The 24080-nt window shown below is 69.7% G+C and carries 30 protein-coding genes; 13 read left to right on the top strand and 17 right to left on the bottom strand.

The window, feature by feature from the left end; translation table 11 throughout:
- Positions 1-35: 35 nt before the first annotated feature.
- On the bottom strand, positions 36-533 hold the full coding sequence (gene secB, locus M9M90_RS00385; protein WP_254835190.1) for a protein-export chaperone SecB: 498 nt from the start codon (positions 531-533) through the stop codon (positions 36-38).
- Between the two features lie 152 nt (positions 534-685).
- On the opposite strand from secB, the gene timA reads away from it, so the two are divergent.
- The 4 genes from timA to M9M90_RS00405 all read left to right on the top strand — a co-directional run bounded on the left by timA (position 686) and on the right by M9M90_RS00405 (position 3420).
- Positions 686-1300, top strand: a complete 615-nt coding sequence (gene timA, locus M9M90_RS00390; RefSeq protein ID WP_254835191.1) for a TIM44-related membrane protein TimA — start codon at positions 686-688, stop codon at positions 1298-1300.
- A gap of 31 nt (positions 1301-1331) precedes the next feature.
- Entirely contained in the window at positions 1332-2486 is a 1155-nt protein-coding gene (locus M9M90_RS00395; RefSeq protein ID WP_254835192.1) for an MltA domain-containing protein, read from the top strand.
- A complete protein-coding gene (locus M9M90_RS00400) occupies positions 2483-3049 on the top strand; it encodes a Smr/MutS family protein (RefSeq protein WP_254835193.1) in 567 nt (188 codons plus the stop codon). Before M9M90_RS00395 ends, M9M90_RS00400 begins: the two co-directional genes overlap by 4 nt.
- Before the next feature lie 62 nt (positions 3050-3111).
- Positions 3112-3420, top strand: coding sequence for a polyhydroxyalkanoic acid system family protein (locus M9M90_RS00405; RefSeq protein ID WP_254835194.1), 309 nt, complete (start codon positions 3112-3114; stop codon positions 3418-3420).
- Here M9M90_RS00405 and M9M90_RS00410 read toward each other — a convergent pair.
- Positions 3401-4264 carry a CPBP family intramembrane glutamic endopeptidase gene (locus M9M90_RS00410; RefSeq protein ID WP_254835195.1) on the bottom strand — a complete coding sequence of 288 codons (864 nt, stop codon included), beginning with the start codon at positions 4262-4264 and terminating at the stop codon, positions 3401-3403. The two genes, M9M90_RS00405 and M9M90_RS00410, sit on opposite strands and share 20 nt — an antisense overlap.
- A gap of 355 nt (positions 4265-4619) precedes the next feature.
- Here M9M90_RS00410 and M9M90_RS00415 point away from each other — a divergent pair, with 355 nt between their 5' ends.
- The gene (locus tag M9M90_RS00415) at positions 4620-5303 is read left to right on the top strand and encodes an AraC family transcriptional regulator (RefSeq protein WP_254835196.1); all 684 of its coding nucleotides are present in this window, start codon (positions 4620-4622) and stop codon (positions 5301-5303) included.
- 21 nt (positions 5304-5324) lie between these two features.
- Complete coding sequence (locus M9M90_RS00420) at positions 5325-6470, top strand: hypothetical protein (RefSeq protein WP_254835197.1); 1146 nt, start codon at positions 5325-5327, stop codon at positions 6468-6470.
- Here M9M90_RS00420 and M9M90_RS00425 read toward each other — a convergent pair.
- From M9M90_RS00425 to M9M90_RS00450, 6 genes are read right to left on the bottom strand one after another with little or no spacing between them, the layout of a single operon-like run.
- Complete coding sequence (locus M9M90_RS00425; protein WP_254835198.1) at positions 6467-6799, bottom strand: phosphoribosyl-ATP diphosphatase; 333 nt, start codon at positions 6797-6799, stop codon at positions 6467-6469. The genes M9M90_RS00420 and M9M90_RS00425 overlap by 4 nt on opposite strands.
- The gene (hisF, locus tag M9M90_RS00430) at positions 6796-7590 is read right to left on the bottom strand and encodes an imidazole glycerol phosphate synthase subunit HisF (protein WP_254835199.1); all 795 of its coding nucleotides are present in this window, start codon (positions 7588-7590) and stop codon (positions 6796-6798) included. Before hisF ends, M9M90_RS00425 begins: the two co-directional genes overlap by 4 nt.
- The gene (gene hisA, locus M9M90_RS00435; RefSeq protein WP_254835200.1) at positions 7590-8312 is read right to left on the bottom strand and encodes a 1-(5-phosphoribosyl)-5-[(5-phosphoribosylamino)methylideneamino]imidazole-4-carboxamide isomerase; all 723 of its coding nucleotides are present in this window, start codon (positions 8310-8312) and stop codon (positions 7590-7592) included. Before hisA ends, hisF begins: the two co-directional genes overlap by 1 nt.
- Positions 8309-8941 carry an imidazole glycerol phosphate synthase subunit HisH gene (hisH, locus tag M9M90_RS00440; protein ID WP_254835201.1) on the bottom strand — a complete coding sequence of 211 codons (633 nt, stop codon included), beginning with the start codon at positions 8939-8941 and terminating at the stop codon, positions 8309-8311. Before hisH ends, hisA begins: the two co-directional genes overlap by 4 nt.
- Before the next feature lie 10 nt (positions 8942-8951).
- Positions 8952-9542 carry an imidazoleglycerol-phosphate dehydratase HisB gene (hisB, locus tag M9M90_RS00445; protein WP_254835202.1) on the bottom strand — a complete coding sequence of 197 codons (591 nt, stop codon included), beginning with the start codon at positions 9540-9542 and terminating at the stop codon, positions 8952-8954.
- Positions 9543-10532: an adenosine kinase gene (locus tag M9M90_RS00450; protein ID WP_254835203.1), complete on the bottom strand. Its 990-nt coding sequence runs from the start codon at positions 10530-10532 to the stop codon at positions 9543-9545.
- 129 nt (positions 10533-10661) lie between these two features.
- Between M9M90_RS00450 and M9M90_RS00455 the strand changes: the two genes are divergently transcribed.
- Positions 10662-10949: a hypothetical protein gene (locus M9M90_RS00455; protein ID WP_254835204.1), complete on the top strand. Its 288-nt coding sequence runs from the start codon at positions 10662-10664 to the stop codon at positions 10947-10949.
- A gap of 60 nt (positions 10950-11009) precedes the next feature.
- Here M9M90_RS00455 and M9M90_RS00460 read toward each other — a convergent pair whose 3' ends face one another.
- Positions 11010-11552: a hypothetical protein gene (locus tag M9M90_RS00460; RefSeq protein ID WP_254835205.1), complete on the bottom strand. Its 543-nt coding sequence runs from the start codon at positions 11550-11552 to the stop codon at positions 11010-11012.
- 135 nt (positions 11553-11687) lie between these two features.
- Positions 11688-13697 (bottom strand): transglycosylase domain-containing protein, encoded by a 2010-nt coding sequence (locus M9M90_RS00465; protein WP_254835206.1) that lies wholly within the window; start codon positions 13695-13697, stop codon positions 11688-11690.
- Between the two features lie 162 nt (positions 13698-13859).
- Between M9M90_RS00465 and M9M90_RS00470 the strand changes: the two genes are divergently transcribed.
- Positions 13860-14315, top strand: coding sequence for a PA2169 family four-helix-bundle protein (locus M9M90_RS00470; protein ID WP_254835207.1), 456 nt, complete (start codon positions 13860-13862; stop codon positions 14313-14315).
- Here the strand turns inward: M9M90_RS00470 and nth are convergent.
- Positions 14312-14989 carry an endonuclease III gene (nth, locus tag M9M90_RS00475; RefSeq protein ID WP_254835208.1) on the bottom strand — a complete coding sequence of 226 codons (678 nt, stop codon included), beginning with the start codon at positions 14987-14989 and terminating at the stop codon, positions 14312-14314. The genes M9M90_RS00470 and nth overlap by 4 nt on opposite strands.
- A gap of 47 nt (positions 14990-15036) precedes the next feature.
- Between nth and M9M90_RS00480 the strand changes: the two genes are divergently transcribed.
- Entirely contained in the window at positions 15037-15600 is a 564-nt protein-coding gene (locus tag M9M90_RS00480) for a DUF2244 domain-containing protein (RefSeq protein ID WP_254835209.1), read from the top strand.
- On the opposite strand, the gene M9M90_RS00485 is transcribed toward M9M90_RS00480, so the two are convergent.
- The 4 genes from M9M90_RS00485 to hslV all read right to left on the bottom strand — a co-directional run bounded on the left by M9M90_RS00485 (position 15597) and on the right by hslV (position 19471).
- A complete protein-coding gene (locus M9M90_RS00485) occupies positions 15597-16448 on the bottom strand; it encodes a hypothetical protein (protein ID WP_254835210.1) in 852 nt (283 codons plus the stop codon). The two genes, M9M90_RS00480 and M9M90_RS00485, sit on opposite strands and share 4 nt — an antisense overlap.
- Positions 16449-16652: 204 nt before the next feature.
- Positions 16653-17960: an ATP-dependent protease ATPase subunit HslU gene (hslU, locus tag M9M90_RS00490; RefSeq protein ID WP_254835211.1), complete on the bottom strand. Its 1308-nt coding sequence runs from the start codon at positions 17958-17960 to the stop codon at positions 16653-16655.
- Between the two features lie 44 nt (positions 17961-18004).
- Positions 18005-18844 carry a DUF4440 domain-containing protein gene (locus M9M90_RS00495; RefSeq protein ID WP_254835212.1) on the bottom strand — a complete coding sequence of 280 codons (840 nt, stop codon included), beginning with the start codon at positions 18842-18844 and terminating at the stop codon, positions 18005-18007.
- Between the two features lie 81 nt (positions 18845-18925).
- Complete coding sequence (hslV, locus tag M9M90_RS00500) at positions 18926-19471, bottom strand: ATP-dependent protease subunit HslV (protein ID WP_254837189.1); 546 nt, start codon at positions 19469-19471, stop codon at positions 18926-18928.
- A 41-nt stretch (positions 19472-19512) separates the two neighbouring features.
- Here hslV and M9M90_RS00505 point away from each other — a divergent pair, with 41 nt between their 5' ends.
- Positions 19513-20253, top strand: coding sequence for a molybdopterin-synthase adenylyltransferase MoeB (locus M9M90_RS00505; protein WP_254835213.1), 741 nt, complete (start codon positions 19513-19515; stop codon positions 20251-20253).
- On the opposite strand, the gene M9M90_RS00510 is transcribed toward M9M90_RS00505, so the two are convergent.
- On the bottom strand, positions 20250-21236 hold the full coding sequence (locus M9M90_RS00510; protein ID WP_254835214.1) for a D-glycerate dehydrogenase: 987 nt from the start codon (positions 21234-21236) through the stop codon (positions 20250-20252). The two genes, M9M90_RS00505 and M9M90_RS00510, sit on opposite strands and share 4 nt — an antisense overlap.
- A 74-nt stretch (positions 21237-21310) precedes the next feature.
- Here M9M90_RS00510 and M9M90_RS00515 point away from each other — a divergent pair, with 74 nt between their 5' ends.
- The 3 genes from M9M90_RS00515 to fabB all read left to right on the top strand — a co-directional run bounded on the left by M9M90_RS00515 (position 21311) and on the right by fabB (position 23695).
- Complete coding sequence (locus M9M90_RS00515; RefSeq protein WP_254835215.1) at positions 21311-21865, top strand: SH3 domain-containing protein; 555 nt, start codon at positions 21311-21313, stop codon at positions 21863-21865.
- 91 nt (positions 21866-21956) lie between these two features.
- Positions 21957-22472: a 3-hydroxyacyl-[acyl-carrier-protein] dehydratase FabA gene (gene fabA, locus M9M90_RS00520; protein ID WP_254835216.1), complete on the top strand. Its 516-nt coding sequence runs from the start codon at positions 21957-21959 to the stop codon at positions 22470-22472.
- 11 nt (positions 22473-22483) lie between these two features.
- Positions 22484-23695, top strand: a complete 1212-nt coding sequence (gene fabB / locus M9M90_RS00525; protein ID WP_254835217.1) for a beta-ketoacyl-ACP synthase I — start codon at positions 22484-22486, stop codon at positions 23693-23695.
- Here fabB and M9M90_RS00530 read toward each other — a convergent pair.
- Positions 23692-24003: a hypothetical protein gene (locus M9M90_RS00530; RefSeq protein ID WP_254835218.1), complete on the bottom strand. Its 312-nt coding sequence runs from the start codon at positions 24001-24003 to the stop codon at positions 23692-23694. The two genes, fabB and M9M90_RS00530, sit on opposite strands and share 4 nt — an antisense overlap.
- Between the last annotated feature and the right edge of the window lie 77 nt (positions 24004-24080).

Genomic DNA, 24080 nt, shown 5'->3' on the forward strand with positions numbered 1-24080 from the left:
TCATCCTCCGGTCAGCCGAAGGATGACGACGTGGTTTAGGCGTTGCCCATGGCCGGGCCCTGGATCTCGCCGCCGGCCTTGCGGGCGGCATAGACGCCGGCGAAGTCGATGGGGTCCAGCAGGAAGGGCGGATAGCCGCCGTCCGAAGTCACGTCGCCGATCACCCGGCGGGCGAAGGGGAACAGGAAGCGCGGGCATTCCACCAGCAGCACGGGCTCGATATCGGCCGGGGCGACGCCGGTGATCTGGAAGACACCGCCGTACAGCAGCTCCACATGAAAGACCGGACCGTCCTCGCGGGTGGCCCGGGCCGAGAGCTTCAGGTCCACCTCGAACAGGCCGTCCTCGCGGCCCCGGGCGTTCATCTCGACGCCCATGTCGATCTGCGGCTGACCCGCCGACTGGGTGCGCAGGGTCTCGGGCGCGCGGGGATTCTCGAAGGACAGATCGCGGATGAACTGGGCCAGGATGCGGATGCCGGGCTCTTCGGTATCGGCGCCGTTGGTCTCGGGGGCCACGTCGGTATCGGTCATGTTCTGGAAAATCCGGTTGATCGGACGTCCATTCACGTCCTGTTTGTGGCGCGGGCTGCTATCATGTGGCCTAAGCCGATGCAACGTCGCCCCTGACGGGGGCGTTCCGCTGTCCTATATTGAGCCTTTCCCGTTTCTACGAGCCCTAACCGTTGTCCAACGTTCTCGAGCTGATCATCTTCGCCGGCCTGGCTGCTGTGGTGCTTTACCAGCTGTATTCGGTGCTGGGCCGCCGTGTGGGCCGCCAGCCCGAGGACACCGCCGCCGACAAGGCCGCGGTTTCCGGGGCGCCCGCGACGCCGGTGCTCGACGCCCCGGACGACGGGGTCGGGCTCACCGGCCTGCCGGCGGTGAAGCACCGCGACCCCTCCTTCGACCTCTCGCGGTTCCTGGCGGGGGCCAAGGGCGCCTATGAGATGATCGTGCGCGCCTTCGCCGCGGGCGACCGCGAGACGCTGAAGAACCTGCTGGCGCCCAACGTGATGTCCAGTTTCGAGGCCGGGATCGACGCGCGCGAGGCCAGCGGCGCCACGGAAACCGTGGAATTCCTGCACGCCCCCCGCGCCGACATGGAGCGGGCCGAGCTGGTGGGCGACGCCGCCCGCATCACGGTACGTTTCCTGGCCGAGTTCCGCAGCCGCTCCAAGGGCCCCGAGGGCGAGGCCGTGGACGACAAGCGCACCGCCGAACTCTGGACCTTCGAGCGCAATCTCAAGAGCCGCGATCCCAACTGGATGCTGGTTCACGTCGACGCCGCCGAGGCGTAGGACCGCCCGTTTCCCGATTGGAGGGGTGATCTTGGCCCGCAGACTCACGCCCCGCGCGCCATGGAGCGTCCTCGCCGCGGTCCTGCTGACGCTCAGCCTGGCCGCCTGCGCCACGCCCCGGCCCACCGCGCCGGTTCGTCCGTCGCCCGTCAGCCCCCTGCCCGCGCCGGCGCCGACGCCGCCGCCCGAGCGACTGGAGCGTTTCGAGGACCTGCCCGGCTGGGCGAACGACGACCACGCCGCGGCCTTCGACGCCTTCCGCGCCACCTGCGGGGTGGCCCGCGATGCGGCCCTGGCGGAGATCTGCCGTCGGGCCCGGGGCCTGCCGCCGCTCAGCGCGCCGGCCGCCCGCGCCTTCTTCGAGGACAGCTTCCGGCCCGAGCTGGTGGCCGGCGAAGGGGTGCTGACCGCCTATTTCTCGCCGGTCTATGAGGCCCGCGATCGGCCCAACGCCGAGTTTTCCGCCCCGCTGCGCCCCAAGCCCGCCGACCTGGTGACCTCGGGCCCCGGCGCCAAGGACGCGCTCAAGCGCGGTCCCGACGGCAAGCTCGCCCCCTATCCCGACCGCGCGGCCATCGAGGCGCAAAGCGGCGGCCCGGTGCTCGCCTGGATGCGGCCGGAGGAGAAGTTCTTCCTGCAGATCCAGGGCTCGGGGGTGCTGACCTATCCCGACGGGCGGCGGCTCAAGGCGGTGTTCGCCGCCACCAACGGCCTGCCCTTCGCCGGCATCGCCAATCCCATGCGCGACCGAGGCCTGCTAGCGGCCAACAACACCTCGGGCGAGGCGATCCGGACCTGGCTGGCCAGCCATCGCGGCGCCGACGCCCAGCAGGTCATGGCGCTCAATCCCCGCTACGTGTTCTTCACCCTGGCGCCGGACGACGGGCGCCAGCCGGTGGGCGCGGCGGGGGTTCCCCTGCCCCCGGGCCGGGCGATCGCCGTCGATGTGAGCCGCAACACCCTCGGCCAGCCCTTCTTCATCGACGGCCAGGCGCCCACCCTCAGCGGCGCCTTCCCCAGCTATCGCCGCACGGTCGTGGCGCTCGACGTCGGCGGGGCGATCAAGGGCCAGGTGCGCGCCGACCTCTATCTCGGTCAGGGCCCCGAGGCCGGGGTCGAGGCCGGACGCGTGCGTCATACGCTGCGGATGCACCGCCTGGTTCCCAAGGTTGGTCCGGGACGGTGAAACGCCCCATCAGGCCAGACGAGCACCGGCTCTGGTCGATGGTGGCGGCCACGGTCCACCCCCTGCCGGGCCGCAAGCCCGCGCCCGTCCCGAAAGCCGAGTCCGCCCCGATAGCTCCGCCCAGGGCGACGGCCGATCCGCTGCCGACCCCGCGGTGGGACGGCGCGGCCTTCGCGGTCGGCGAGCTCGCGGGGCGCCGGCCCGCGCTGCGGGCGAGCAAGGCGGACGCCGAGGACAGGGCCATCGAGCCGCGCCGCAAGCATCGCATCGCCCGGGAGCGCGACCCCATCGGCGGACGGATCGACCTGCACGGCATGACCCAGGACCGCGCACGGGCGGCCCTGGAGGCCTTCCTGCGCCGCAGCCATGACGACGGCGCCCGGGCCGTGCTGGTGATCACCGGCAAGGGCGTGCAGGGCGACGGCATATTGCGCCGCCGCACGCCGGAATGGCTGGCCGATCCCGCCCTGCGCGACGTGGTCGCCGGGATATCCGAGGCCCACCGCCGCCACGGCGGCGAAGGCGCGCTCTATGTGGCGCTGAAGCGCAAGACGCGGGGATAAGCGGGTAGGTCCTGGCGCCAATCGGCCGGCTAAGGCGTTATAGCTGGTTCAGGAGGACACCCATGGCCAAGCCGATCACCGTCAGCATCCCCCACGACCTCGGCAAGGCCGAGGCCCGCAAGCGCGTCGAGGAGGGCATGGGTCGGATGCTCCAGCAGTTCGGCGAGGGTGTGAGGATGACCCACACCTGGGAAGGCGACCGGCTGAGCTTCGCCGCCAAGGTGGTGGGTCAGGCCGTGTCCGGCCGCCTGGACGTCCTGGAGGAGGCCGTGAAGATGGAGGTCGACCTGCCGCCCTTCTTCGCGATGATCGCCGATAAGGTGAAGGGTCGCCTGAAGAAGGAAGGCCAGCTCATGCTGGAGAAGAAATAGCGCCCGTCAGGTTCGGTCGGCGGCGCAGGAGTTCGACGATCCAGACCGTGTAGGCGGCCAGCGCCACCTCCCCCACGACCTCGTCCAATCCGCCAGCCGCCACCGGGTCCTCGGGCAGCATCGGCGCCTGGAAGAGGGCCAGCATCAGGTTGGCCGCCAGGTGCGCGCCGATGGCGAACTCCAGCCCGCCCAGCCGCAGGGCCGCCCAGGCGAAGGCCGCCCCGGCCAGCGCCCGCGCCGCCAGGGCCGAGGGGTCGAACTCCAGGTGGAACAGGGAGAACAGCACCCCGTTCACCGCGACGATCACCCAGATATTGCGGGTGAAGGCGGCGGTCTGCTGCAGCACATAGCCCCGGAACACCACCTCCTCGGCGGCGGCGGCCACCAGCAGGCCGACGACCATGGCGCAGAGATAGCCGAGCCGCAGGTCCAGGCCTCCGGGCTCAAGGATCGGGAACTGCAGGTCGCCGCCGAACGCCAGGGCGTCGATCGCCATCAGCACGGCCACGGCCGGCAGGGTCGCCGCGGCGCCCAGGAGCAACAGGGATTTGCGGAACCGCGGCATGGCGGTGACCCAGGTGGCCACCGGCCGGCCGAAGATCACCCGGGCGGCCAGCACCACCCCGGCCGCCAGTGAGCCGAGCATGAGGGCGAGCTGCAGGACATAGAGCGCAGAACGCTGCAGCCGGGGTCCTTCCGGCTCCGCCGCCCCCAGGGCGTACAGGGCGATCATGACGGGGAAGCTGATCAGCAGGCCCGCCACGGGCGCGGACACCAGCATGACGATCACCCGCGGCCAGTGGCGGTCATGCGGGGTCAGGGACTGGAGGAATGGTGAGGTCACGTCGGCGACTATGCGGCCGCGCGACGCGGCCGGTCGAGCCCGAAACCCTTTCGCCGCAACAATTTCTCCCGACCCGCCAGCCGACGGCGTAAAGGGGCAGATAGTTCGCCTGTCAGGCGAAACCGGCCTTGACCGTGGACCTTCGCGCGCAGGACCTGGGCCCATGCGAGGGCTGGGCGACCTGAACTTGCCGGACCGGTTGACCGGCGTCGCGCCTCGACGGGGGGGTCGAGGTCGCCTGCGCGGGAATCTGTCTGGCCGGCGCGACCCGGAACGCGCCACGTCCTGGTGTTGCCGGACTAGCATGACCCAGCCTTAACTTGCCGGGCCGCGAAGCTCGGGCGAAAACCGACCCATGGTCGCCGAACCTCCCGTCCGCCAGAGCCTGGCCCCGCGCGAGCGGTTCGGCCGCCATCGCCATGAGCGGGCCTATGTCGCCCTGGTGCTGCGCGGCGGCTACGAGGAGGGGGGCGAGGCCGGTCGGCGGCGCCTGGCGCCCGGCGACGTGGCGATCCATGAGATGTTCGACGGCCACTTGAACGCTGTGGACCGGACCGGCGCGGTGGTGCTGAACCTGGAGACGGGCGGCCTGCCGGGCGGCTTCGCGACCATCGCCGACCCGGACGCCGTCGCGCGGCTGGCCGAGCGCGACGCCGCCGCCGCCGCCGACTTGCTCCGGGCCGGCCTGGTCCCGATGGCCGCCCAGGTGCTGGACTGGCCCGATCTGCTGGCCCGCGACCTGGCCGCCGATCCCGGCCTGGCCCTGGGCGACTGGGCCCGCGCCCGCGGCCTGGCGGTGGAGACGCTCTCGCGCGGCTTCGGCCGGGCCTTCGGGGTCAGTCCCAAGCGGTTCCGCTACGAGGGGCGGGCGCGGGCGGCCCTGCGCGCGGTGTTCGGCGGCGCCGCGCCCCTGGCCGGCCTGGCGCTCGACGCCGGCTTCGCCGACCAGGCCCATATGAGCCGCGCGGTGAGCGACCTGACCGGCCACGCCCCCGGCGCCTGGCGGCGTTGGTCAAGTGGGTGCAAGACGGCCGCCTGAGCCTGGGCCCAAACTTGGCTCATGCTCAGACGCACCCTCCTGGCCACGACCCTGGCCCTCATCGCCGCGCCCGCCCTGGCGCAGACCTCGATCCGCACCCGCTGGACGGTGAAAAGCTCCGAGGGGCTGGACGCCATCGCCATCCTGGGCCCGCTGTCGGGCAAGCCCTTCTACGCCCGCTATTGCGAGGCCGAGATGGCGGTCTTCAAGCCGCGGCTCCCCGCCGCGGCGGCCGAGGCGCTGACGAGCCTGCACGCCGAGGCCGACGCGGCGGGCGGCCTGCTCTGGCCCGGCCTGACCCTGGTGTTCTCCGGCGGGCCGACGGCGACGCTGGGCGATCTGCTGGCGAGCCTCGACGCCGCCGAGACCGTGCTGAAGCCGCCCTTCCAGGCCAGTGTCTATTGGGACGCCGCCGACTGGGCCCGCTTCCTGGCCGGCCGCGACCGGTTGCGCCTGGTGCTGACCGGCCTGCGCGACGCGGGCTTTCCCGAGTTCCGCAGGAGCCTGGCCGAGGCGCCGGCCGCCAGGCGGATCGCGGAACTCAACCCGCTGCTGGCCCGCCTCGACATCATCGCCGAGCAGGAACGGCTGCTGGGCCGACGACTGGACCCGCGGATCGAGATCGACCTCTCGTGGTTCTGCCGGCCGCACGGGGTCAAGGTGCAGGGCCAGAGGTTCATCGCCCATGTGGGAGCCAGCGACCAGGTCATGGTCCTGACCGCCGCCCACGAGATCCTGCACCCGCCCTTCGACATGGCGGGACCGACCGCCAGGGCCTGCCTGGCGGTGCTGGAGAAGGACGCCCTCTTCACACGCATCCTGGCGGAGAAGGACAAGGGAACCGGCTATAACGAGCTGGACGGCATCCTCAATGAGGACACCTGCCAGGCGCTCGACCAGATCATCCAGGAACGGCTGGGCTATGTGGTGCGGCCGGCGGCCGAGCGCTGGACGAAGAACGACCAGGGGATGCACGTGCTCGCCGCAGGCCTCTACGGCCTGCTGAAGGCCGACGGCTACGACCGGACGGGCGGCGATCTGGAGGCCTGGATGTCGGCGGCGGCCAAGGGCGGCAAGCTCGCCCCGGCCAGCCTGCACGCCGCGGCGGCCAGGGTGCTGGGCAGGCCGGCGGATCAGTTGTGGGTAACGCCGGCCGCGAAGACCTAGGTCGACTTCTTGCGCCAGGCCTTTTCCTCAAGGCCCGAGCGGCCCTCGCGGCTTTCCAGCCAGGCGGCGACCTCGTCCAGGCTGACGCCGGAGCGGGCCAGCAGGACCAGCCAGTGGTAGAGCAGGTCGGCGCTCTCGGCGGCCAGGCCGTCCTTGTCGCCCTGCATGGCCGCGATCACGGTCTCGAAGGCTTCCTCGCCGAACTTCTTGGCCGCGCGGTCGGGACCCTCGGACAGCAGCTTGGCGGTGTAGGAACTCGCCGGGTCGCCGCCGCGACGGCTCTCGATGGTGGCCGCCAGGCGGTCCAGGGTCTCAGAGAAACGGCTCATGCGGGCTCCACCATGCGGACCGGGATGGCGGCGGCGGCCATCGCCTGTTTGACCTCGGACACCGAGACCTCGCCGAAATGGAAGATGGAGGCGGCGAGCACCGCGTCGGCGCCGCCCAGGGTGACGGCCTCGACCATGTGCTGCGCGTTCCCGGCCCCCCCCGAGGCGATGACCGGCACGTTGACCGCGTTCGTCACCGCTTTCAACAGGTCGAGATCGTAGCCGGTCTTGGCGCCGTCGCGGTCCATGGAGGTGAGCAGGATCTCTCCGGCCCCCCGCCTCACCGCTTCGACGGCGTATTCGATCACATCGAGGCCCGTATCGTTGCGTCCGCCATAAGTGAACACTCGCCAGCCGTCGTTGCGTGCGCCGCGGCCGGAGACCGAGGGACCATGCTTGGCGTCGATGGCCACGACCACGGCCTGGCTGCCGAAGGCGTCGGCGCAGGCGCTGATCAGGTCGGGGTTCTCCACAGCGGCGGTGTTGACGCTGATCTTGTCGGCCCCGGCCAGCAGCAGCCGCCGGGCGTCCTCGACCTGGCGGATGCCGCCGCCGACGCTGAGCGGCATGAAGCAGACGTCGGCGGTGCGGGCGATGACGTCGAGGATGGCGCCGCGGCGCTCGTGGCTGGCGGTGATGTCCAGGAACATCAGTTCGTCGGCGCCGGCCGCGTCGTAGGCGCGGGCCTGCTCGACCGGATCGCCGGCGTCGCGCAGGGCCACGAAGTTCACGCCCTTCACCACGCGGCCGTCCTTGACGTCCAGGCAGGGGATGACGCGCACCCGCAACATCAGGCGGCGACCTTCAGGGCTTCCTCGGGCGAGATGGCGCCGTTGTAGAGCGCCCGCCCCAGGACCGCCCCGGCGATCGGCACGCCCTTGCGAAACTTCAGCCGCACGATGTCGTCCACGCTGGCCAAGCCGCCGGCGGCGATCACCGGGATGGCCACCGCGTCGGCGATGGCCCCGAAGGCCTCGACATTGAAGCCCATGACCGTGCCGTCGCGGTCGATGTCGGTGATGATCAGGGCGCCGACCCCGGCGTCCTCGAAGCGGCGGGCGACGGTGACCGCGTCGAGGTCGGAGCTCTCGGTCCAGCCCTGGGTCGCAACCTTGCCGGCGCGGACGTCCACAGAGACGGCGATCTGCTCGGGCCAGAGCAGGGCGGCCTCCTTGACGATATGGGGTTCGGTGACCGCGATGGTGCCCAGGATCACCCGGCTGACCCCGGCCTCGATCCAGCGTTCGATATCCTTGAGGTTGCGGATGCCGCCCCCGAGCTGGACGGGGATCGACACCGCCTCGAGGATCGCCTCGACGGCCTTCTCATTGATCGCCCGGCCCTGGACCGCGCCGTTCAGGTCCACCACGTGCACCCAGTGGAAGCCGCTCTCCACGAAGCTGGCCGCCTGGGCGGCCGGCGAGTTGTTGAACACGGTGGCGGTGTTGAGGTCGCCGTGCAGGACGCGCACGCACTGGCCGTCCTTCAGGTCGATGGCGGGATAGAGGATCACGGTCGCCACTCCAGGAATCGCGCCAGGAGGGCAAGCCCGGCGCTCTGCGACTTTTCAGGGTGGAATTGTACGCCCGCCACATTGGCCTTGGCGACCGCGGCGGGGAACTTCCCCCCGTGGTCCACATAGGCCGCCACGTCGGCGGGGTCGTCCGGATAGAAGGCGAACGAGTGGGTGAAATACATCGGCGCCTGTCCGATCCCGGCGATAAGCGGGGGTCCGTGCGGATCGATCAGCTCGTTCCAGCCCATGTGCGGGACCTTGGCGGCGGGATTGTCGGGCTCGATGCGGCGCACGTCGCCGGCGATCCAGCCCAGGCCCTTGGTCTCGCCGAACTCCAGGCCGCGGGTGGCGACCAGCTGCATGCCGACGCAGATGCCGAGGAAGGGCCGCCCCTTTTCCCGCACGGCCTCGTTCAGCGCCGCCTCCAGCCCCGGCCGTGCCTGGAAGGCGCGCATGCAGGCGGCGAAGGCGCCGACGCCGGGCAGGACGATGCGGTCGGCGGCCAGGATGACGGCGGGGTCGCTGGTGACACGGATCTCCGCCGACCCGTCCGCCGCGCGAACGAGCGCCTTTTCGGCCGAGCGGAGATTGCCCGACCCATAGTCGATCAGGGCGACGCTCTGCATGGATGAGATCCTAGAGCACGCCCTTGGTCGACGGCGCGTGACCATGGGTCTTGGGGTCCAGCTCGACGGCCGTGCGCAGGGCGCGGGCCAGGGCCTTGAAGCCGCTCTCGGCGATGTGGTGGCTGTTGTCGCCGTAGAGGGTCTCGAGATGCACGCAGGCGCCGCAGTTCATGGCGAAGGCGTGGTGGAATTCCTTGAACAGCTCGGTGTCCATCTCGCCGATCTTCGGGGTCTTGAAGGCGACCTTCCAGATCAGATAGGCGCGGTTGGAGAGGTCAATGGCGCAGCGCGTCAGGGTCTCGTCCATGGGGATATAGGCGTGGCCGAACCGCCGAATGCCCTTGAACCCGTCCAGCGCCTTTGCGACGGCCTGGCCGATCACGATGCCGGTGTCCTCCACCGTGTGGTGGAAGTCGATGTGCAGGTCGCCCTGGGTGCGGACATAGAGGTCGATCCCCCCGTGGCGGGCGAACGAGTCCAGCATGTGGTCGAAGAAGCCGACGCCGGTCTCGACATCGGACACGCCCGAGCCGTCCAGATCGACGCGAACCGTGATCTGGGTCTCTTTGGTGTTGCGGACGACTTCCGCGGTGCGGGCCATCTAGAGTCCTTTCGCCGCCGCCAGGTCCTTCAGGGACACCAGAGGACGCGGGCCGTAGTGCGAGATCACCTCGGCGGCCGCGAGCGAACCCAACTGGCCGCAGACATTGAGCGGCCGGCCCGTCGCGAGGCCGTACATGAACCCGGCTGCGTATTGGTCGCCAGCGCCCGTCGTGTCCACGACTTTCTCCACCGGGAAGACGTCAACGGTGAAGGTTTCCCCGCCTGCGGTGATCACCGAGCCCTGGGCGCCCCGGGTGACGGCGGCGATCTTCACCTTGCCGCGCAGCTGGTCGACGGCGGAATCGAAGTCGTCGGTCTGGAAAAGGGCCGTGATCTCGGTGTCGTTGGCGAACACCAGGTCGACCTGGGTCTCAAGGAAACCCAGCAGGGCTTCGCGATGACGCTCGACCACGAAACCGTCGGAGAGGGTGATGGCGATCATCCGGCCTGAGGCGCGGGCCAGGCCCGCGGCCTTGGCGAAGGCGTGGCGGGCGGCCTCCGCGTCGAACAGATAGCCTTCCAGATAGACGATCTTGGCGCCTTCGATGACGACGGGGTCGATGTCGTCCGGGGCGAACTCGGTCGAGGCGCCCAGGAAGGTGGACATGGTCCGCTCGCCGTCCGGGGTGACGTTGATCATCGAGACGGCCGTGGCCTTGCCGTTCACCAGGGGCGGGGTGTCGAAGTGGGCGCCGATGGCGCGCATGTCGTGGGTGAAGACCTCACCGAGCTGGTCGTCGGCGACCTTGCCCAGGAAGGCCGCGCGGCCGCCGAACGAGGCGATCCCGGCGATGGTGTTGCCCGCCGAGCCGCCCGAGGCTTCCAGGCCCGGCGCCATGGCCGAATAGAGGGCGGCGCTGCGCACCTCGTCCACCAGCATCATGGCGCCCTTGTCCATGGCCTGCTCGCGCAGGAATTCGTCGGTCGCCGGGGCGATCACGTCGACGATGGCGTTGCCGATGGCGGCGACGTCGTAGAGCTCGGGCATGTGGGGAGGTCAGCTTTTGCGAAGGACGGTGGCGGGGTGACTACAGGCAAAAGGCCGTTGGGGCAACGCAAGGGCCCTGCAACTCTCGCCGCGCCGGGGCGTTCTCGTGGCTCAGTTGGGAGAACGATCATGCCGACCCACACCCGCGACACTCCGAGCGACAAGAAGCGCGACCCGATGAAGGGCCAGGGCGGCGGCGCCGCCGACGCGGCCGTCGAGGGCAAGCCGCAGCTGGAGGACCACAAGAGCTTCGCGCCCCATGCGCGCCGGGTCGAACCCCTCGTCGAGGGCGAGAAGCACGACCAGCTCGCCGACAAGGAGGCCCTGGCGGAGGATCGCCAGGAGGCCCTGCTGGACGAGGCGCTGGAAGAGAGCTTCCCGTCGAGCGATCCCGTGAGCGTCAAGCGGATCACCTAAGGGTTGGCCGGCCCTACCCGTTCGTAATCCTCGCCGGGCATTCGCCGGGACCGACAACTCCTAGTCGGTCCCGTGGTCGGCCTCTGTGCATTTCGACAGAATATCGTCGACGACGCGGGCGATCGGCGCCGTAGCGTCAATGCTCATCGCGTTCTTCGGAATATCCTCTTTCGTCGCATACAATCGCGCAATGAGCTCACGTTCCTCCGGTTTTCCGCCGAAGTCAGTTGGATCCAGCGCCACTCGCTCATCAATCCGCCGGTTCATGGTCGCCAAGTCGACTTCCAGGACAAAAACGCCGTCGAGCAAGTCGATGAATTTTGAAAAATTCCGGGAGCCGCCGCAGAAGAAGGTGACCGCCTCATCCTGGTTGGCGACGTAGGCTTTTACTTTGTCTACATCCCAGATCTGGTGGTCGGACATCCAGATAGCCGTCGGCGTGCCCGTTTCCGGGGCCATCGGAAGACCCGTCTTCGGATCGCCGCGATACGCCAATTCCCGGTCACCATGGATGGCCTGGTAGCCGCGCCGCTGCAGTTCTGTGGCGACTGCCGTTTTCCCGGCGCCCGAAACGCCTTCGATCAAGTAATTTCTGACGCCCATTCCTGCTCCGGTTGATCGGCCATTTGTCGGCGGTTGGGGCCACTCGCGCGTAGCAGGTATTTCCCGGAGCGCCGCGTCAACGATGCGACGGTACGGAGGCCGGCCGTGACGACCTGGGGATCGGTCCGTCGGGCCTCAGTACGGAATCTCGGACCACGCATCGGGCTCGCGGGCGGAGACGTCGGCGAGGTCGAGGCTGTCGGGTGAGACGGCGTACTCCCGGCGCACCGGGATGACCCGCGGCCGCTCCGGCTGCAGCACCGGAACCGCGGGCGGCAGTATGGCCGGGAACCAGTCGAAGCCACGGACGGGCAGGCCGCGATGGGCCTCGACCATGAAGCGCCGCCAGATGTCGGCCGGAATCTGGCCGCCGGTCACCTTCGACATCGGCCGATTGTCGTCATTGCCCACCCAGACCGCGCAGAGCCAGTCGGGGGTGAAGCCCACGAACCAGGCGTCGCGATGGTCCTGGCTGGTGCCGGTCTTGCCGGCGGCCGGACGGCCGAAGCCCGCGCCGCGCGCCGTGCCTGAGCTGATGACACCCTCCATCATGCGCACCATCTGGGCGGCCTCGAACACCGGATAGACCGGGATCGCGTCGCTGGCGGGGTGGGCGTAGAGCAGGCGGCCCCGCGCGTCGGTGATGCTGGAGATCAGGTAGGGCCGGCTCTGGCCGCCGCCGGTCTGCAGCACCTGGTAGGCGCCGGCCAGCTGCAGCAGGCTGACCTCGTAGGCGCCGAGCGCCAGGGAGGGCAGGGGATGGGCCGGGGTCTCCACCAGGCCGAAGCGCCGCGCCAGGGCCCCCACCTCTTCGAGGCCGGTCTCCCGCGCCAGCCGCACCGAGACGGTGTTGATCGACTGGATGAGCGCCGCCTGGACCGTCACCTCGCCGCGATAGCCGCCGCCATAGTTCTGCGGCCGCCAGGCGCCCACGCGGATCGCAGCGTCGTCACGCCGGTCGAGAGGCCGCACCCCGCGCTCCAGGGCCGCGGCCCAGATGATGGGCTTGATGGCCGAGCCGGGTTGGCGGCGGGCCTGAATCACCCGGTTGAAGCGGTCGGTGTCGCGACTGACCCCGCCGATCATGGCGCGGATCGCCCCGTCGGTGGCCATGGCCACCAGGGCGGCCTGGCGCGCGCCACGCCGGCGTCCGTCCCGGGCCATGGCACCGCGCACGATATTGGCGGCCTTGGCCTGGGCGACCGAATCCACGGTCAGGCGGATGATCAGGTCGGGGGTCGCATCGCCCACCAGCGCAAGGGCCTGGGCCTGGGCGGCGTCGAGCGCCCAGCCCATGTCGCCCTCATGGCCCATGGCCTGCTTGACGATGGCGGGCGGCGGGCCGGCCGCGGCGGCGCGGGCGGTCCTGGGATCGATCCAGTCCATCTCCGCCAGCCGTTCAAGCACGATGCGGGCGCGGGCCCAGGCGGCGGCGGGATCGTTGGTGGGGGCGAGTTTGCTGGGGGCGCGGGGCAGGGCGGCCAGCAGCGCCGCCTCCGACAGGGTGAGGTCCGAGGCCGGCTTGCCGAAATAGGTCTGGGCCGCCGCCGAGATGCCGTAGGCGCGATCGCCGAAATAGATTCGGTTCAGATAGAGTTCCAGCACCTCGTCCTTGGTCAGCATCCGCTCCAGGCGGGCGGCCAGGATGGTCTCCTGCACCTTGCGCCGCAGGGTCTTGTCCGGCGCGAGGAACAGGGTGCGGGCGAGTTGCTGGCTCAGGGTCGAGCCGCCCTCGACGGTGTGACCCGCCTGCTGGTTGGTCCAGGCGGCGCGGACGATGGCCCGCAGATCGACCGGGCCATGCTGGTAGAACCGGCGGTCCTCTATGGCCAGGAAGGCCAGGGGGACATGGGCCGGCAGCTCGGCCAGCTTCACCGCCTGGCCGTGGCGCGGGCCGCGATAGGCCACGACCCGCCCGTCGGGGCCGAGGAAGGTGATCCCCGCCGGCCGGCCCATGGCCCATAGCGCTTCGCGCTTGGGCATGGGCGGCAGGTCGCGCAGGAAGGCGAGGTCGAAGGCCGCCCAGCCGCCCAGCAGCAGGTTGACGATCAGCAGGACGACCGCGCCGGCCAGCGGCCAGCTTATGGGTCGATGGCGGACCGCCGCCTGTCCTTCGCCGGGTATGACTGGAGGGGCGTCGGCCATACCGACTCATGGCTGAGCCGGAAAACGGGGGCAAGCCCTCGCGCGTCCCAGGCGAGCGCCGGCGGGCAAGGCGCCCCTGGCGAGGCGCGACGGAGCTGAGCTTTAGGAACGGCCCGCGCGCCGGACGGTTTAGGCGTCCAGGCCAACAATTGGAGACCCGCCATGGACTCGACCCATCACCACGCCGTCAAGGTTCTGAACAGCCTCATCGAAACCACCCTCGACAGCGCCAACGGCTACAAGGAAGCGGCCGAGAACGCCGACAGCAGCCAATACAAGACCATGTTCGCCCAGCGTTCGCAGAAGCGCATGGAGATCACCCGCGAGCTGCAGGCCGAGGTCCGCACCTTCGGCGGCGAGCCCGAGGACGACCAGTCGCTGCTGGGCAAGGCCCACAACAAGTTCGTCGACCTCAAGGCGGCGCTCACCGGCGGCCATGACGACAAGGCGGTGATCACCGAGGTCGAGCGCGGCGAGGACTTCATCAAGGGCAAGTACGAACACGCGCTGAAGGACGACGACCTGCCGCCGACGGCCCGTCAGGCGGTCCAGCGCGCCTATGTGACGATCAAGGCCGACCACGATGAGGTCAGCGCCCTGAAGCACTCGCTGAACTAAGCCGCGACGAACAGCAGCTTCGACGGGCAGAGATCGGCCACCGGGCAATCCTCGCACTTCGGCCGCCGCGCCACGCAGGTGTAGCGGCCGTGCAGGATCAGCCAGTGGTGGGCCCGGGTCAGGTAGGGCCCGGGGACCAAGGCCATCAGGTCGGCCTCGACCTGGTCCGGGGTCTTGCCCGTCGACAGCTTCAGCCGGTGGGCGACACGGAAGACGTGGGTGTCGACGGCGATGGCGGGCTCGATACACAGCTCGTTCAGGACGACGCTGGCGGTCTTGCGGCCCACCCCCGGCAGGGCCTGCAGGGCCGTGCGCTCTAGGGGCACCTCGCCGCCGTGCTGCTCCAGGATCATCCGGGCGGCGGCCATGACGTTCCTGGCCTTGGTCCGGTAGAGGCCGATCGAGGCGATGTAGGGGATCAGCCCCTCCTCGCCCAGCGCCACCATCTTCTGGGGGGTGTCGGCCACGGCGAACAGCCGGGCCGTGGCCTTGTTCACCGAGACATCGGTGGCCTGGGCCGAGAGCGCCACGGCGGTGACCAGGGTGTAGGGGCTGTCATAGTTCAGCTCGGTGCGCGGATCGTCGGAGAGCGCCAGGAACCGGTGGAAGATTTCCTCGATCCGGGCTCGCTCGGCCTTTGGAAGGGGTTTGCGCTTGGCGGGGGGCTTGGCCATGGCCGGGACCATCGCTTGCGTCGGCGACGACGCCCAGAGTTTTTGTTTTGGACCGTTTTCTTCGGCGAACCGGGGCCGCTTCGCCGGAAAACGATCCGGAGCCTTGGCGTCCCGGCAAACAGGTCTATGGTCTGCGGGCGATGGATGGCCTCGTCTATATGGACGCCGTGATCACCCCCAACCGCTCGTTGTCGCAGCGGGGGTTCATCGTGCTGATCTGCATCGTCACCTTCTTCAACTGCGCCGCCGCCGCGGTCTTCCTGGCCATGGGCGCGACCCTGGTGCCCTTCTTCCTGGGCCTCGACGTCCTGGCGGTGATCGCCGCCTTCCTGGCCAGCTACGCGGCCGCCCGGCGGGTGGAGCGCGTGCGGGTCACCTCCCGCGAGGTGCGGGTGGTGCGCGAGACGCCAAGCCATAGCGAGGTGGTCTGGGAGAGCCCGACCGCCTTCACCCGGGTCGCCCTCGAGCTGGACGAGGATGAGGTGGTCCAGGCGGTGCGCCTGGCGGTCTCCGGCCGCCACGCCTCGGTGGCTATGGCGCTAAGCCCGCCCGAGCGCGCCGACTTCGCGCGGCACCTGGAATGGGCGATCTACGAGGCGCGCCGGGGTTAGCTGGGGTCGCGCCTCTCGCGCAGGGCCATGCCCTTGACGATCATTAGCTTGGCCAGGTTCGCGCCGGGGATGACCATGTTCAGCGTCTCGGCCCCGACATCCAGCAGGAACTGCGTGTCCATCACCTTGCCGAGGTGCTGCTCGAAGGTGGCGCCGCCGGTCCGAACCTCGCCGGTCACCGCGTCGAACTCCACCACCGCCTCCTTGCCGGCCCGGCGATAGCGGAAGGCGTGGACGGGCCGGTAGTAGAGGTCCACCGCCTCGACACGCACCAGCTCCTCCAGCACCCGGTCGGCGTCGATCTTGCCGATGGCCGCGGCGATGACGTCGCGCACCACCATGGAGGCCTTGGCCTCGGGCGGCACCACCACCAGGCCCTCGGCCGTGGCGGCGGCCAGCGCGTCGGCGTCGATCTCGATGGCGTCGTGCTGCAGATAGGCCGACAGGCCGGGCGTCACCTGCTTGGATAGCCCGTCGATCAGAGTCTCGCGGCGGGTTTCATCCTTGCAGCTCTCCAGGCCGCGGACCTTGAACTGGCCGGCGACCACCGGCAGCACCTGCTCGCCGATGGTCACCTCGCGGACCTCAGGCAGGACCTTCATCTCGTAGTCGCGGGCCCGCTCATAGGTCGTGGAGGTCGACACGATCAGCCGCCAGAACGGCTGGAGCCGGCGCTCGCGATAGACGACCTCGAACTCGTCGTCCTTGGGCTGGGCGAACAGGCCGGTGACCCGGGCCATGGCCCCGAAGGCCTCGATCCGCTTGGACCAGGCGCGGCCCTCGGCGTGCTCCAGGGTGAACCGGTCGGTCATCCGGAACACCCGCTCCTCGGCGAGTTCGACCTGCATGCGCGAGTTCCCCTGCGGCGATGGGGAATTCAGCGCCGAATGCGGCGCGAAGGACAAGCGCAATCGTTCGCCGCCAAAGTCGTCATCCTCCGGTCAGCGGAACGCTGGTCCGGGGGACCCAAGCTGAGGCGCCAGTTGGGCAAGGGCGCATGGGTCCCCCGGATCGCCCTTCGGGCGACCGGAGGATGACGAGTGTAGGGTCGGCTAGAGGATGAACCGGCTGAGATCGGCGTTCTTCGCGAGATCCCCGACCCTGGCCTTCACATAGGCCGCGTCCACCGCCACCGTGTCGCCGCTGCGGTCGGAGGCGGTGTAGCTGATCTCCTCCAGCACCTTCTCGATCACGGTCTGCAACCGGCGGGCGCCGATGTTTTCCACGGCGTTGTTCACGGTGACCGCGGCGTCGGCCATGGCGTCGATGGCGTCCTCGGTGAAGGTGAGCGTCACCCCCTCGGTGGCCAGCAGCGCCTGGTTCTGGCGGACCAGATTGGCCTCCGGCTCGGTGAGGATGCGGCGGAAATCGTCGCGGCTGAGCGCCTTCAGCTCCACCCGGATCGGCAGGCGGCCCTGCAGCTCGGGCAGCAGGTCCGAGGGCTTGGCCACGTGGAAGGCGCCCGAGGCGATGAACAGCACGTGGTCGGTCTTCACCGGCCCGTACTTGGTGGAGACGGTGGTGCCCTCGATGAGCGGCAGCAGGTCGCGCTGGACCCCCTCGCGGCTGACGTCGGCCCCGCCGGAGCGCTCGCGGGAGGAGGCCACCTTGTCGATTTCGTCGAGGAAGACGATGCCCTCGTTCTCGGCCAGGGCCAGGGCTTCCTGCACCAGCGCCTCCTGGTCGAGCAGCTTGTCGCTCTCCTCGGCGATCAGCGGCGCCCAGGCGCCCGACACCGTGGTCTTGTGGGTCTTGGTGCGGCCGCCGAAGGCCTTGCCCATCATCTCCGAGAGGTTCAGCACCCCCATCGAGGCGCCGGGCTGGCCGGGGATCTCGAAGGCGGGCATGCCGCCGCCGGTGTCGGCCAGGGTCAGCTCCACCTCCTTGTCGTCAAGCTCGCCGGCGCGGAGCTTCTTGCGGAAGCTTTCGCGGGCGGCCGTGGAGCCGGGCCCGGTCAGGGCGTCCAGCAGCCGCTCCTCCGCCGAGGCCTCGGCCCGGGCGCGGACGGCGGCGCGGCGCTTGTCGCGCACCATGGCCATGGCGCTCTCCACCAGATCGCGCACGATCTGGTCGACGTCGCGGCCCACATAGCCCACCTCGGTGAACTTGGTGGCCTCGACCTTGAGGAAAGGGGCGTGGGCCAGCTTGGCTAGCCGCCGCGCGATCTCGGTCTTGCCGACCCCGGTGGGGCCGATCAACAGGATGTTCTTGGGCGTCACCTCGTCGCGCAGGTCGGCGGGGACACGGCGGCGGCGCCAGCGGTTGCGCAGGGCCACGGCCACGGCCTTCTTGGCCTCGGGGTGGCCGACGATGAAGCGGTCGAGTTCGGAGACGATCTCGCGCGGGGAAAATTCGGTCATACCCGCGATATAGGCGTCCGCGCGGGCATGTCACCTGTCGACGGTCAGGCCGGTGGCCTGGGCGGGCTAGGCAGGATGGCGTCATATACCAGTTTCCAGCCCTCCTTGCGGTCCTGCCAGACCCGGATGTAGCGGCCCTCGCGCGGCTGGCCGTCGCGGGTCCAGGCCGCCTCGCCATGGGTCCAGACCAGGTCGCCGGCCTGGGAGGCTTCCGAGCCGACGGCGCGCAGGGTCATGGTCTTCGGCCGCGTCGCCAATTCGCGGGCCTGGCCGGCGGGGCTGTTCTGCGGCGCGGTGCGAGAACCGGCGATCCGGCCGTCCGGCGCCATTGCCGGCGTGAAGGCCTGGGCGAGGTCGACCGCGGCGGCGGCGTTGAGCCTGGCTTCCAGGGCGGCGACCTCCGACCTGGCCCGCTCCGGCGAGCCGGCCTTGGCGGTGGCGAGCGGCAGATACGCGACCGGACTTCCCGCCGGCGCCGCGCCGGCCGGATCGCTGCCCGGCCCGCCGTCATAGATCCACTTCCAGCCGCCGTCGGGCTGTTTGCGCCAAACCGTGAAGTAGTAGCCGCCCGGCTTGCCGCCCACCGTGTAGGGGCCGGTGGTGAAGCCGAGGTCGCCGGAGAGCGCGATCCCCGCCCAGAGCGGCCACCAGGCGAGCGGCGGTCCGCCCTTGTCGTCCGGCAGCTTGGGGAAGGTGTCGTGGACCCTGGCCAGGTCCGGCTGGAAGACGATGGCCTCGGGCGCGGAGTGCTTGAGGAAGGAGTCGCGGACGCCCAGCGTCAGGCCGTCGGCCGCGAAGGCTCGCTCGGCGGCGACCACCGGGGCGGGATCCACCTCGGCCGCGACCGGCGTGGCGAACAGGGCGAGGGCGAGGATCAGGCGCACGCGATGTCTCCGATGTCCGAGCGTGACCATGCGCCGTCCGCCGCGCGGCGAAAACGCGAAAACCCCCAGTCCGGCGCGCGTTTAGAGCGTTTCGACGGTCAGTTCGCCGTTGGTGTAGACGCAGATCCTGGCAGCGATCCCCATGGCCTTGCGGGCCACGTCTTCGGCCGACAACGCGCTGTCGGAAAGCGCCAGGGCGGCGGCCAGGGCGTAGTTGCCGCCAGAGCCGATGGCGGCGACGCCGGTCTCCGGCTCCAGCACGTCGCCGACCCCGGTGACGGTGAAGATGGCGTCCTTGTCGGCCACCAGCAGCATGGCCTCCAGCCGGCGCAGATAGCGGTCGGTGCGCCAGTCCTTGGCCAGGTCCACGCAGGCGCGCGCCAGCTGGTCCGGATACTGCTCCAGCTTGGCTTCCAGGCGCTCGATCAGGGTGAAGGCGTCGGCCGTGGCCCCGGCGAAGCCCGCCAGGACCTTGCCGCCCGCCAGGGCGCGCACCTTTCGGGCGTTGCCCTTGACGATGGTTTGGCCCATCGAGACCTGGCCGTCGCCGGCGATCACGGTCTTGCCGTCCTTGCGCACCGCCAGGATGGTCGTGCCGTGCCAGTCCGGAAAATTGTTGTTCGTCATGTCCTGCGATGTGGTCAGGGCCGCGTGTAAGGTCAAGCGCGATGAGTTTCACCGACGACGAAGTCGAACGCTACGCCCGCCATCTGGTGCTCCGCGAGGTGGGCGGTCCGGGCCAGCAGCGGCTGAAGGCCGCAAGCGTGCTGATCGTCGGCGCGGGAGGGCTGGGCGCGCCCGCGGCCCTCTATCTGGCCGCCGCCGGGGTGGGCCGCATCGTCCTGGCCGATCCCGACGTGGTCGACGCCTCCAACCTCCAGCGACAGGTGATCTATGCCGACGCCGATGTGGGCCGGCTGAAGGTCGAGGCCGCCGCCGAACGCCTGCGGGGCCTCAATCCCCACGTCCATGTGGATTGCGCGCCGGTGCATCTGGAGGCCTGCAACGCCGGGCCCCTGGTGGCCGGGGTCGACCTGGTGCTGGACGGCACGGACGACTTCGCCACCCGCTTCGCGGTGAACACCGCCTGCGTGGCCCATGAGCGGACCCTGGTCTCCGGGGCGATCGGCCGCTGGACCGGCCAGGTGGGCGTGTTCCGCGGCAAGCCCTGCTACCGCTGCCTGGTCCCGGAGATCCCGCCCGAGGCCGAGACCTGTTCGGCCGTGGGCGTTGTCGGGGCCCTGGCCGGGGTGGTCGGCTCGATGATGGCCCTGGAGGCGATTAAATTGATCACCAGCGCCGGCGAGCCCCTGGCCGGCCGTCTGCTGATTTACGACGCCCTGGCGGCCGAGACCCGGACGGTCAGGATCGGCGCCGACCCCGAGTGCGAGGTCTGCGGCGGCGCCTAGAGCATCGAGGTCAGAACCCGGTCCGGCGGCCGGTGGCCGTCCATCCAGGTCTTGAGGTTGATGATCACCTTCTCGCCCATGTCGGTGCGGGCTTCGACCGTGGCCGAGCCCAGGTGGGGTAGCAGGACGGCGTTGGGCAGCTTGAGCAGCTTGGGATTGATCGCCGGTTCGAACTCGAAGACGTCGAGGCCCGCGCCGCCGATGGCGCCCTGGGCCAGCAGGTCGGTCAGCGCGCCCTCGTCGATGATCTCACCGCGGGCGGTGTTGACCACGATGGCGTGAGGCTGCAGCAGCTTCAGCCGCCGCGCCGACAGCAGGTGGTAGGTGGCCGGGGTGTGCGGGCAGTTGACCGAGATGATGTCCATCCGGGCCAGCATCTGGTCGAGGCTCTCCCAGTAGGTGGCCTCCAGCTCCTCGGCGATCAGGTGACTGACCGGCTTGCGATTGTGGTAGTGGATCTGCATGCCGAAGGCGCGCGCCCGGCGCGCCACCGCCTGGCCGATGCGGCCCATGCCGATGATCCCCAGCCGCTTGCCGTTGACCCGGCGGCCCATCATCCATGTTGGAGTCCAGCCGGTGAAGCCGCCGGTCTGGACCACATTGGCCCCCTCCACGATCCGCCGTGAGACGGCCATGATCAGGGCCATGGTGAGGTCGGCGGTGTCCTCGGTCAGCACGCCCGGCGTATTGGTCACGGCTATGCCGCGGGCGTTGGCGGCGGCCACGTCGATGTGATCGACCCCCATGCCGAAATTGGCGATCAGCTTGAGCCTGTCGCCGGCCTCGGCGATCAGGTCGGCGTCGATCCGGTCGGTGATGGTGGGCACCAGGGCGTCGGCGCGCTTCACCGCGTCGACCAGGGCCGCGCGGCTCATGGGCGCGTCCTCGAGGTTGAGCTCGGTGTCGAACAACTCGCGCATCCGGGTCTCCACCACATCGGGGAGTCGGCGGGTGACGATGACTTTCGGCTTGCGGGCGGGCATGGGCGTCTGAAAGGAATCTTTAACTGCGCGCGGCGCGCTTTGAGTTGTAACCCGGAACCTCTAGCAAAGCCCCCATGGACGGCCAAGGCGAGCCTCAACTGATCGAGCGTAACAATTGGGCGGCGCCTGTCCTGGCGGCGTTGCTGGTGCTGGCCCTTTCGTGCCTGCCGGCGCGGGCGGCGGAGCGGGCGACCCCGTCCGGCTATCCCGTGCCCCGCTATATCACCCTGAAGTTCGACCAGGTCTATGCCCGGGCCGGCCCCGGGGAAGACCATCGCCTGCTCTGGGTCTACCGCGTGAAGGGCCTGCCGGTGCAGGTCGTGGCGGAAAACAGCGAGTGGCGGCGGATCTGCGATCCCTCCGGCGGCATGGCCTGGGTGCACAAGCGGCTGACCGACGGGCGGCGCAATGTCCTGGTGACGCAGGGGGCGCCGGTGGCGATCCGCAAGAAGCCCAAGGCCGAGGCCGAGATCGTCGCCTATCTGAACCCGAGATCAATGGCCGCGTTGAACCGGTGCGAAAAGGGCTGGTGCAAGGTCAAGCTGGACGGCGCGACGGGCTGGACGCCGGCGCGCGGCCTTTGGGGCGTGTCGGGCGCCCTGCAGTGCAAGGCGCCGGCCCGCCGTTGACCTCCCTGGCGTTGAGCAACCGCGTCGGCTCTGATAGGGCCTGACCGTCACAATTCACCGGCCCATCGGGCCGCCGCCAAGAAAGCCGACCATGAGCCAGGGTGTGAAGGCCAAGGACCACTACAGTTTCGAGGAGCTGATGGCCTGCGCCCGCGGCGAGATGTTCGGCCCGGGCAACGCCCAGTTGCCTGCCCCGCCGATGCTGTTGTTCGACCGCATCATCGAGATCACCGATGAGGGCGGCGCACACGGCAAGGGCCGGATCGAGGCCGAGTTCGACATCAATCCCGCGCTCTGGTTCTTCGACTGCCACTTCATCAACGACCCGGTCATGCCGGGCAGCCTGGGCCTCGACGCCCTGTGGCAGCTTGTCGGCTTCTATCTCGGCTGGATCGGCGGCAAGGGCCGCGGCCGGGCGCTCGGCTGCGGCGAGGTGAAGTTCGGCGGCGAAGTGACGCCCTCGATCAAGAAGGTCACCTACAAGGTCGAGATGAAGCGGGTCATCAATCGCCGGCTGGTCATGGGGATCGGCGACGGCGTGTTGGAAGCCGACGGCGAGCCCATCTACTGGGCCCAAGATCTGCGCGTCGGCCTTTATCAGCGGTAAGGGATCGTAGCATGCGCCGCGTCGTCGTCACCGGGATCGGAATCGTCTCCTCGATCGGAAACAACGCCAACGAGGTCCTGGCCTCGCTGCGCGAGGCCAAGTCGGGCGTGAGCGCCGCGCCGGAATATGCCGAGCTGGGCTTCCGCTCCCAGGTCCATGCCGCGCCCGCCATCGAGTGGGAGAGCATGGTCGACCGCCGCGCCGCCCGGTTCCTGGCCCAGGGCACGGCCTTCGGCCACATCGCCATGGAACAGGCCATCGCCGATTCCGGCCTGGAGGAGGCGCAGGTCTCCAACGTGCGCACCGGCCTGATCGTCGGCTCGGGCGGACCGTCCACCAAGGCGATCGTCGAGGCGGCCCACATCGCCAAGGAACGCGGCCCCAAGCGGGTCGGCCCCTTCGCGGTGCCCAAGGCCATGAGCTCCGGCGCCTCGGCGACGCTCTCCACCTGGTTCAAGATCAAGGGCCTGAACTTCTCGATCTCCTCGGCCTGCGCCACCTCCACCCACTGCATCGGCTCGGGCTACGAGCAGATCCTGATGGGCAAGCAGGACATCGTCTTCGCCGGCGGGACCGAGGAGCTGGACTGGACCCTGTCGGTGCTATTCGACGCCATGGGCGCCATGAGCTCCAACTTCAACGACCGGCCCTCCACCGCCAGCCGCGCCTATGACGTGGCCCGCGACGGCTTCGTGATCGCCGGCGGGGCCGGGATCGTGGTGCTGGAGGAGTACGAGCACGCCAAGGCCCGCGGGGCCAAGATCTATGGCGAGATCGTCGGCTACGCCGCGAATTCCGACGGCTTCGACATGGTCGCCCCCTCGGGCGAGGGCGCGGTGCGCTGCATGCGACTGGCCCTCGAAGGCGCCGGCAATCGGACCATCGACTATCTGAACCCGCACGGCACCTCCACGCCGGTGGGTGACTCCAAGGAGATGGGCGCGGTGCGCGAGGTGTTCGGCGCCAAGCCGCCGCTGATCTCGTCCACCAAGTCGCTCACTGGCCACAGCCTGGGGGCGGCCGGCGCGCAGGAGGCGATCTATTCGCTGCTGATGCTCAACAACGGCTTCGCGGCCAAGAGCGCCCACATCGAAAACCTCGATCCGGAGTTCGCCGACCTGCCGATCCTTCTCGAGCGCAAGGACGTGGAGCTTCAGACCGTGATGTCCAACAGCTTCGGCTTCGGCGGCACCAACGGCTGCCTGGTGATGGCGCGGGTTTAGGACCGCCCTTCCCGCTGCCACTTCATCGAGTACGCATCGAGCGGAAACTCTTCGCCATCTGATGTTAGAGATCCGCCTTTCTCGACAAAATCGTGCAGTAGGTCCTGCGCTAAGGCGATCGCAAGGCACAGGGCTTGAAACGAGTTTTCTCCCGTGATGTCAGACAGCTTGGCATAGAGGGGGCGCAGTGACACTGGACACCGCCACGCCCTCGATTGGTCGAGGTAGGGCGCGCCAATCTCCAGGGAAATCTCAAAATCCTCCTGGCCTGGAACCGATGCTCCCAAGGTGAGGCTTGCTACTGTCATCGACATGCTCCGCACTACGCCGAATGGTCGAATTGCGAGGCTAGGGCTTCGGAGGCGCCACGACCAGAGTCGTCGAC

Origin of the sequence: Phenylobacterium sp. LH3H17, assembly GCF_024298925.1 — a bacterium.
In the GTDB taxonomy this organism is placed as follows: domain Bacteria; phylum Pseudomonadota; class Alphaproteobacteria; order Caulobacterales; family Caulobacteraceae; genus Phenylobacterium.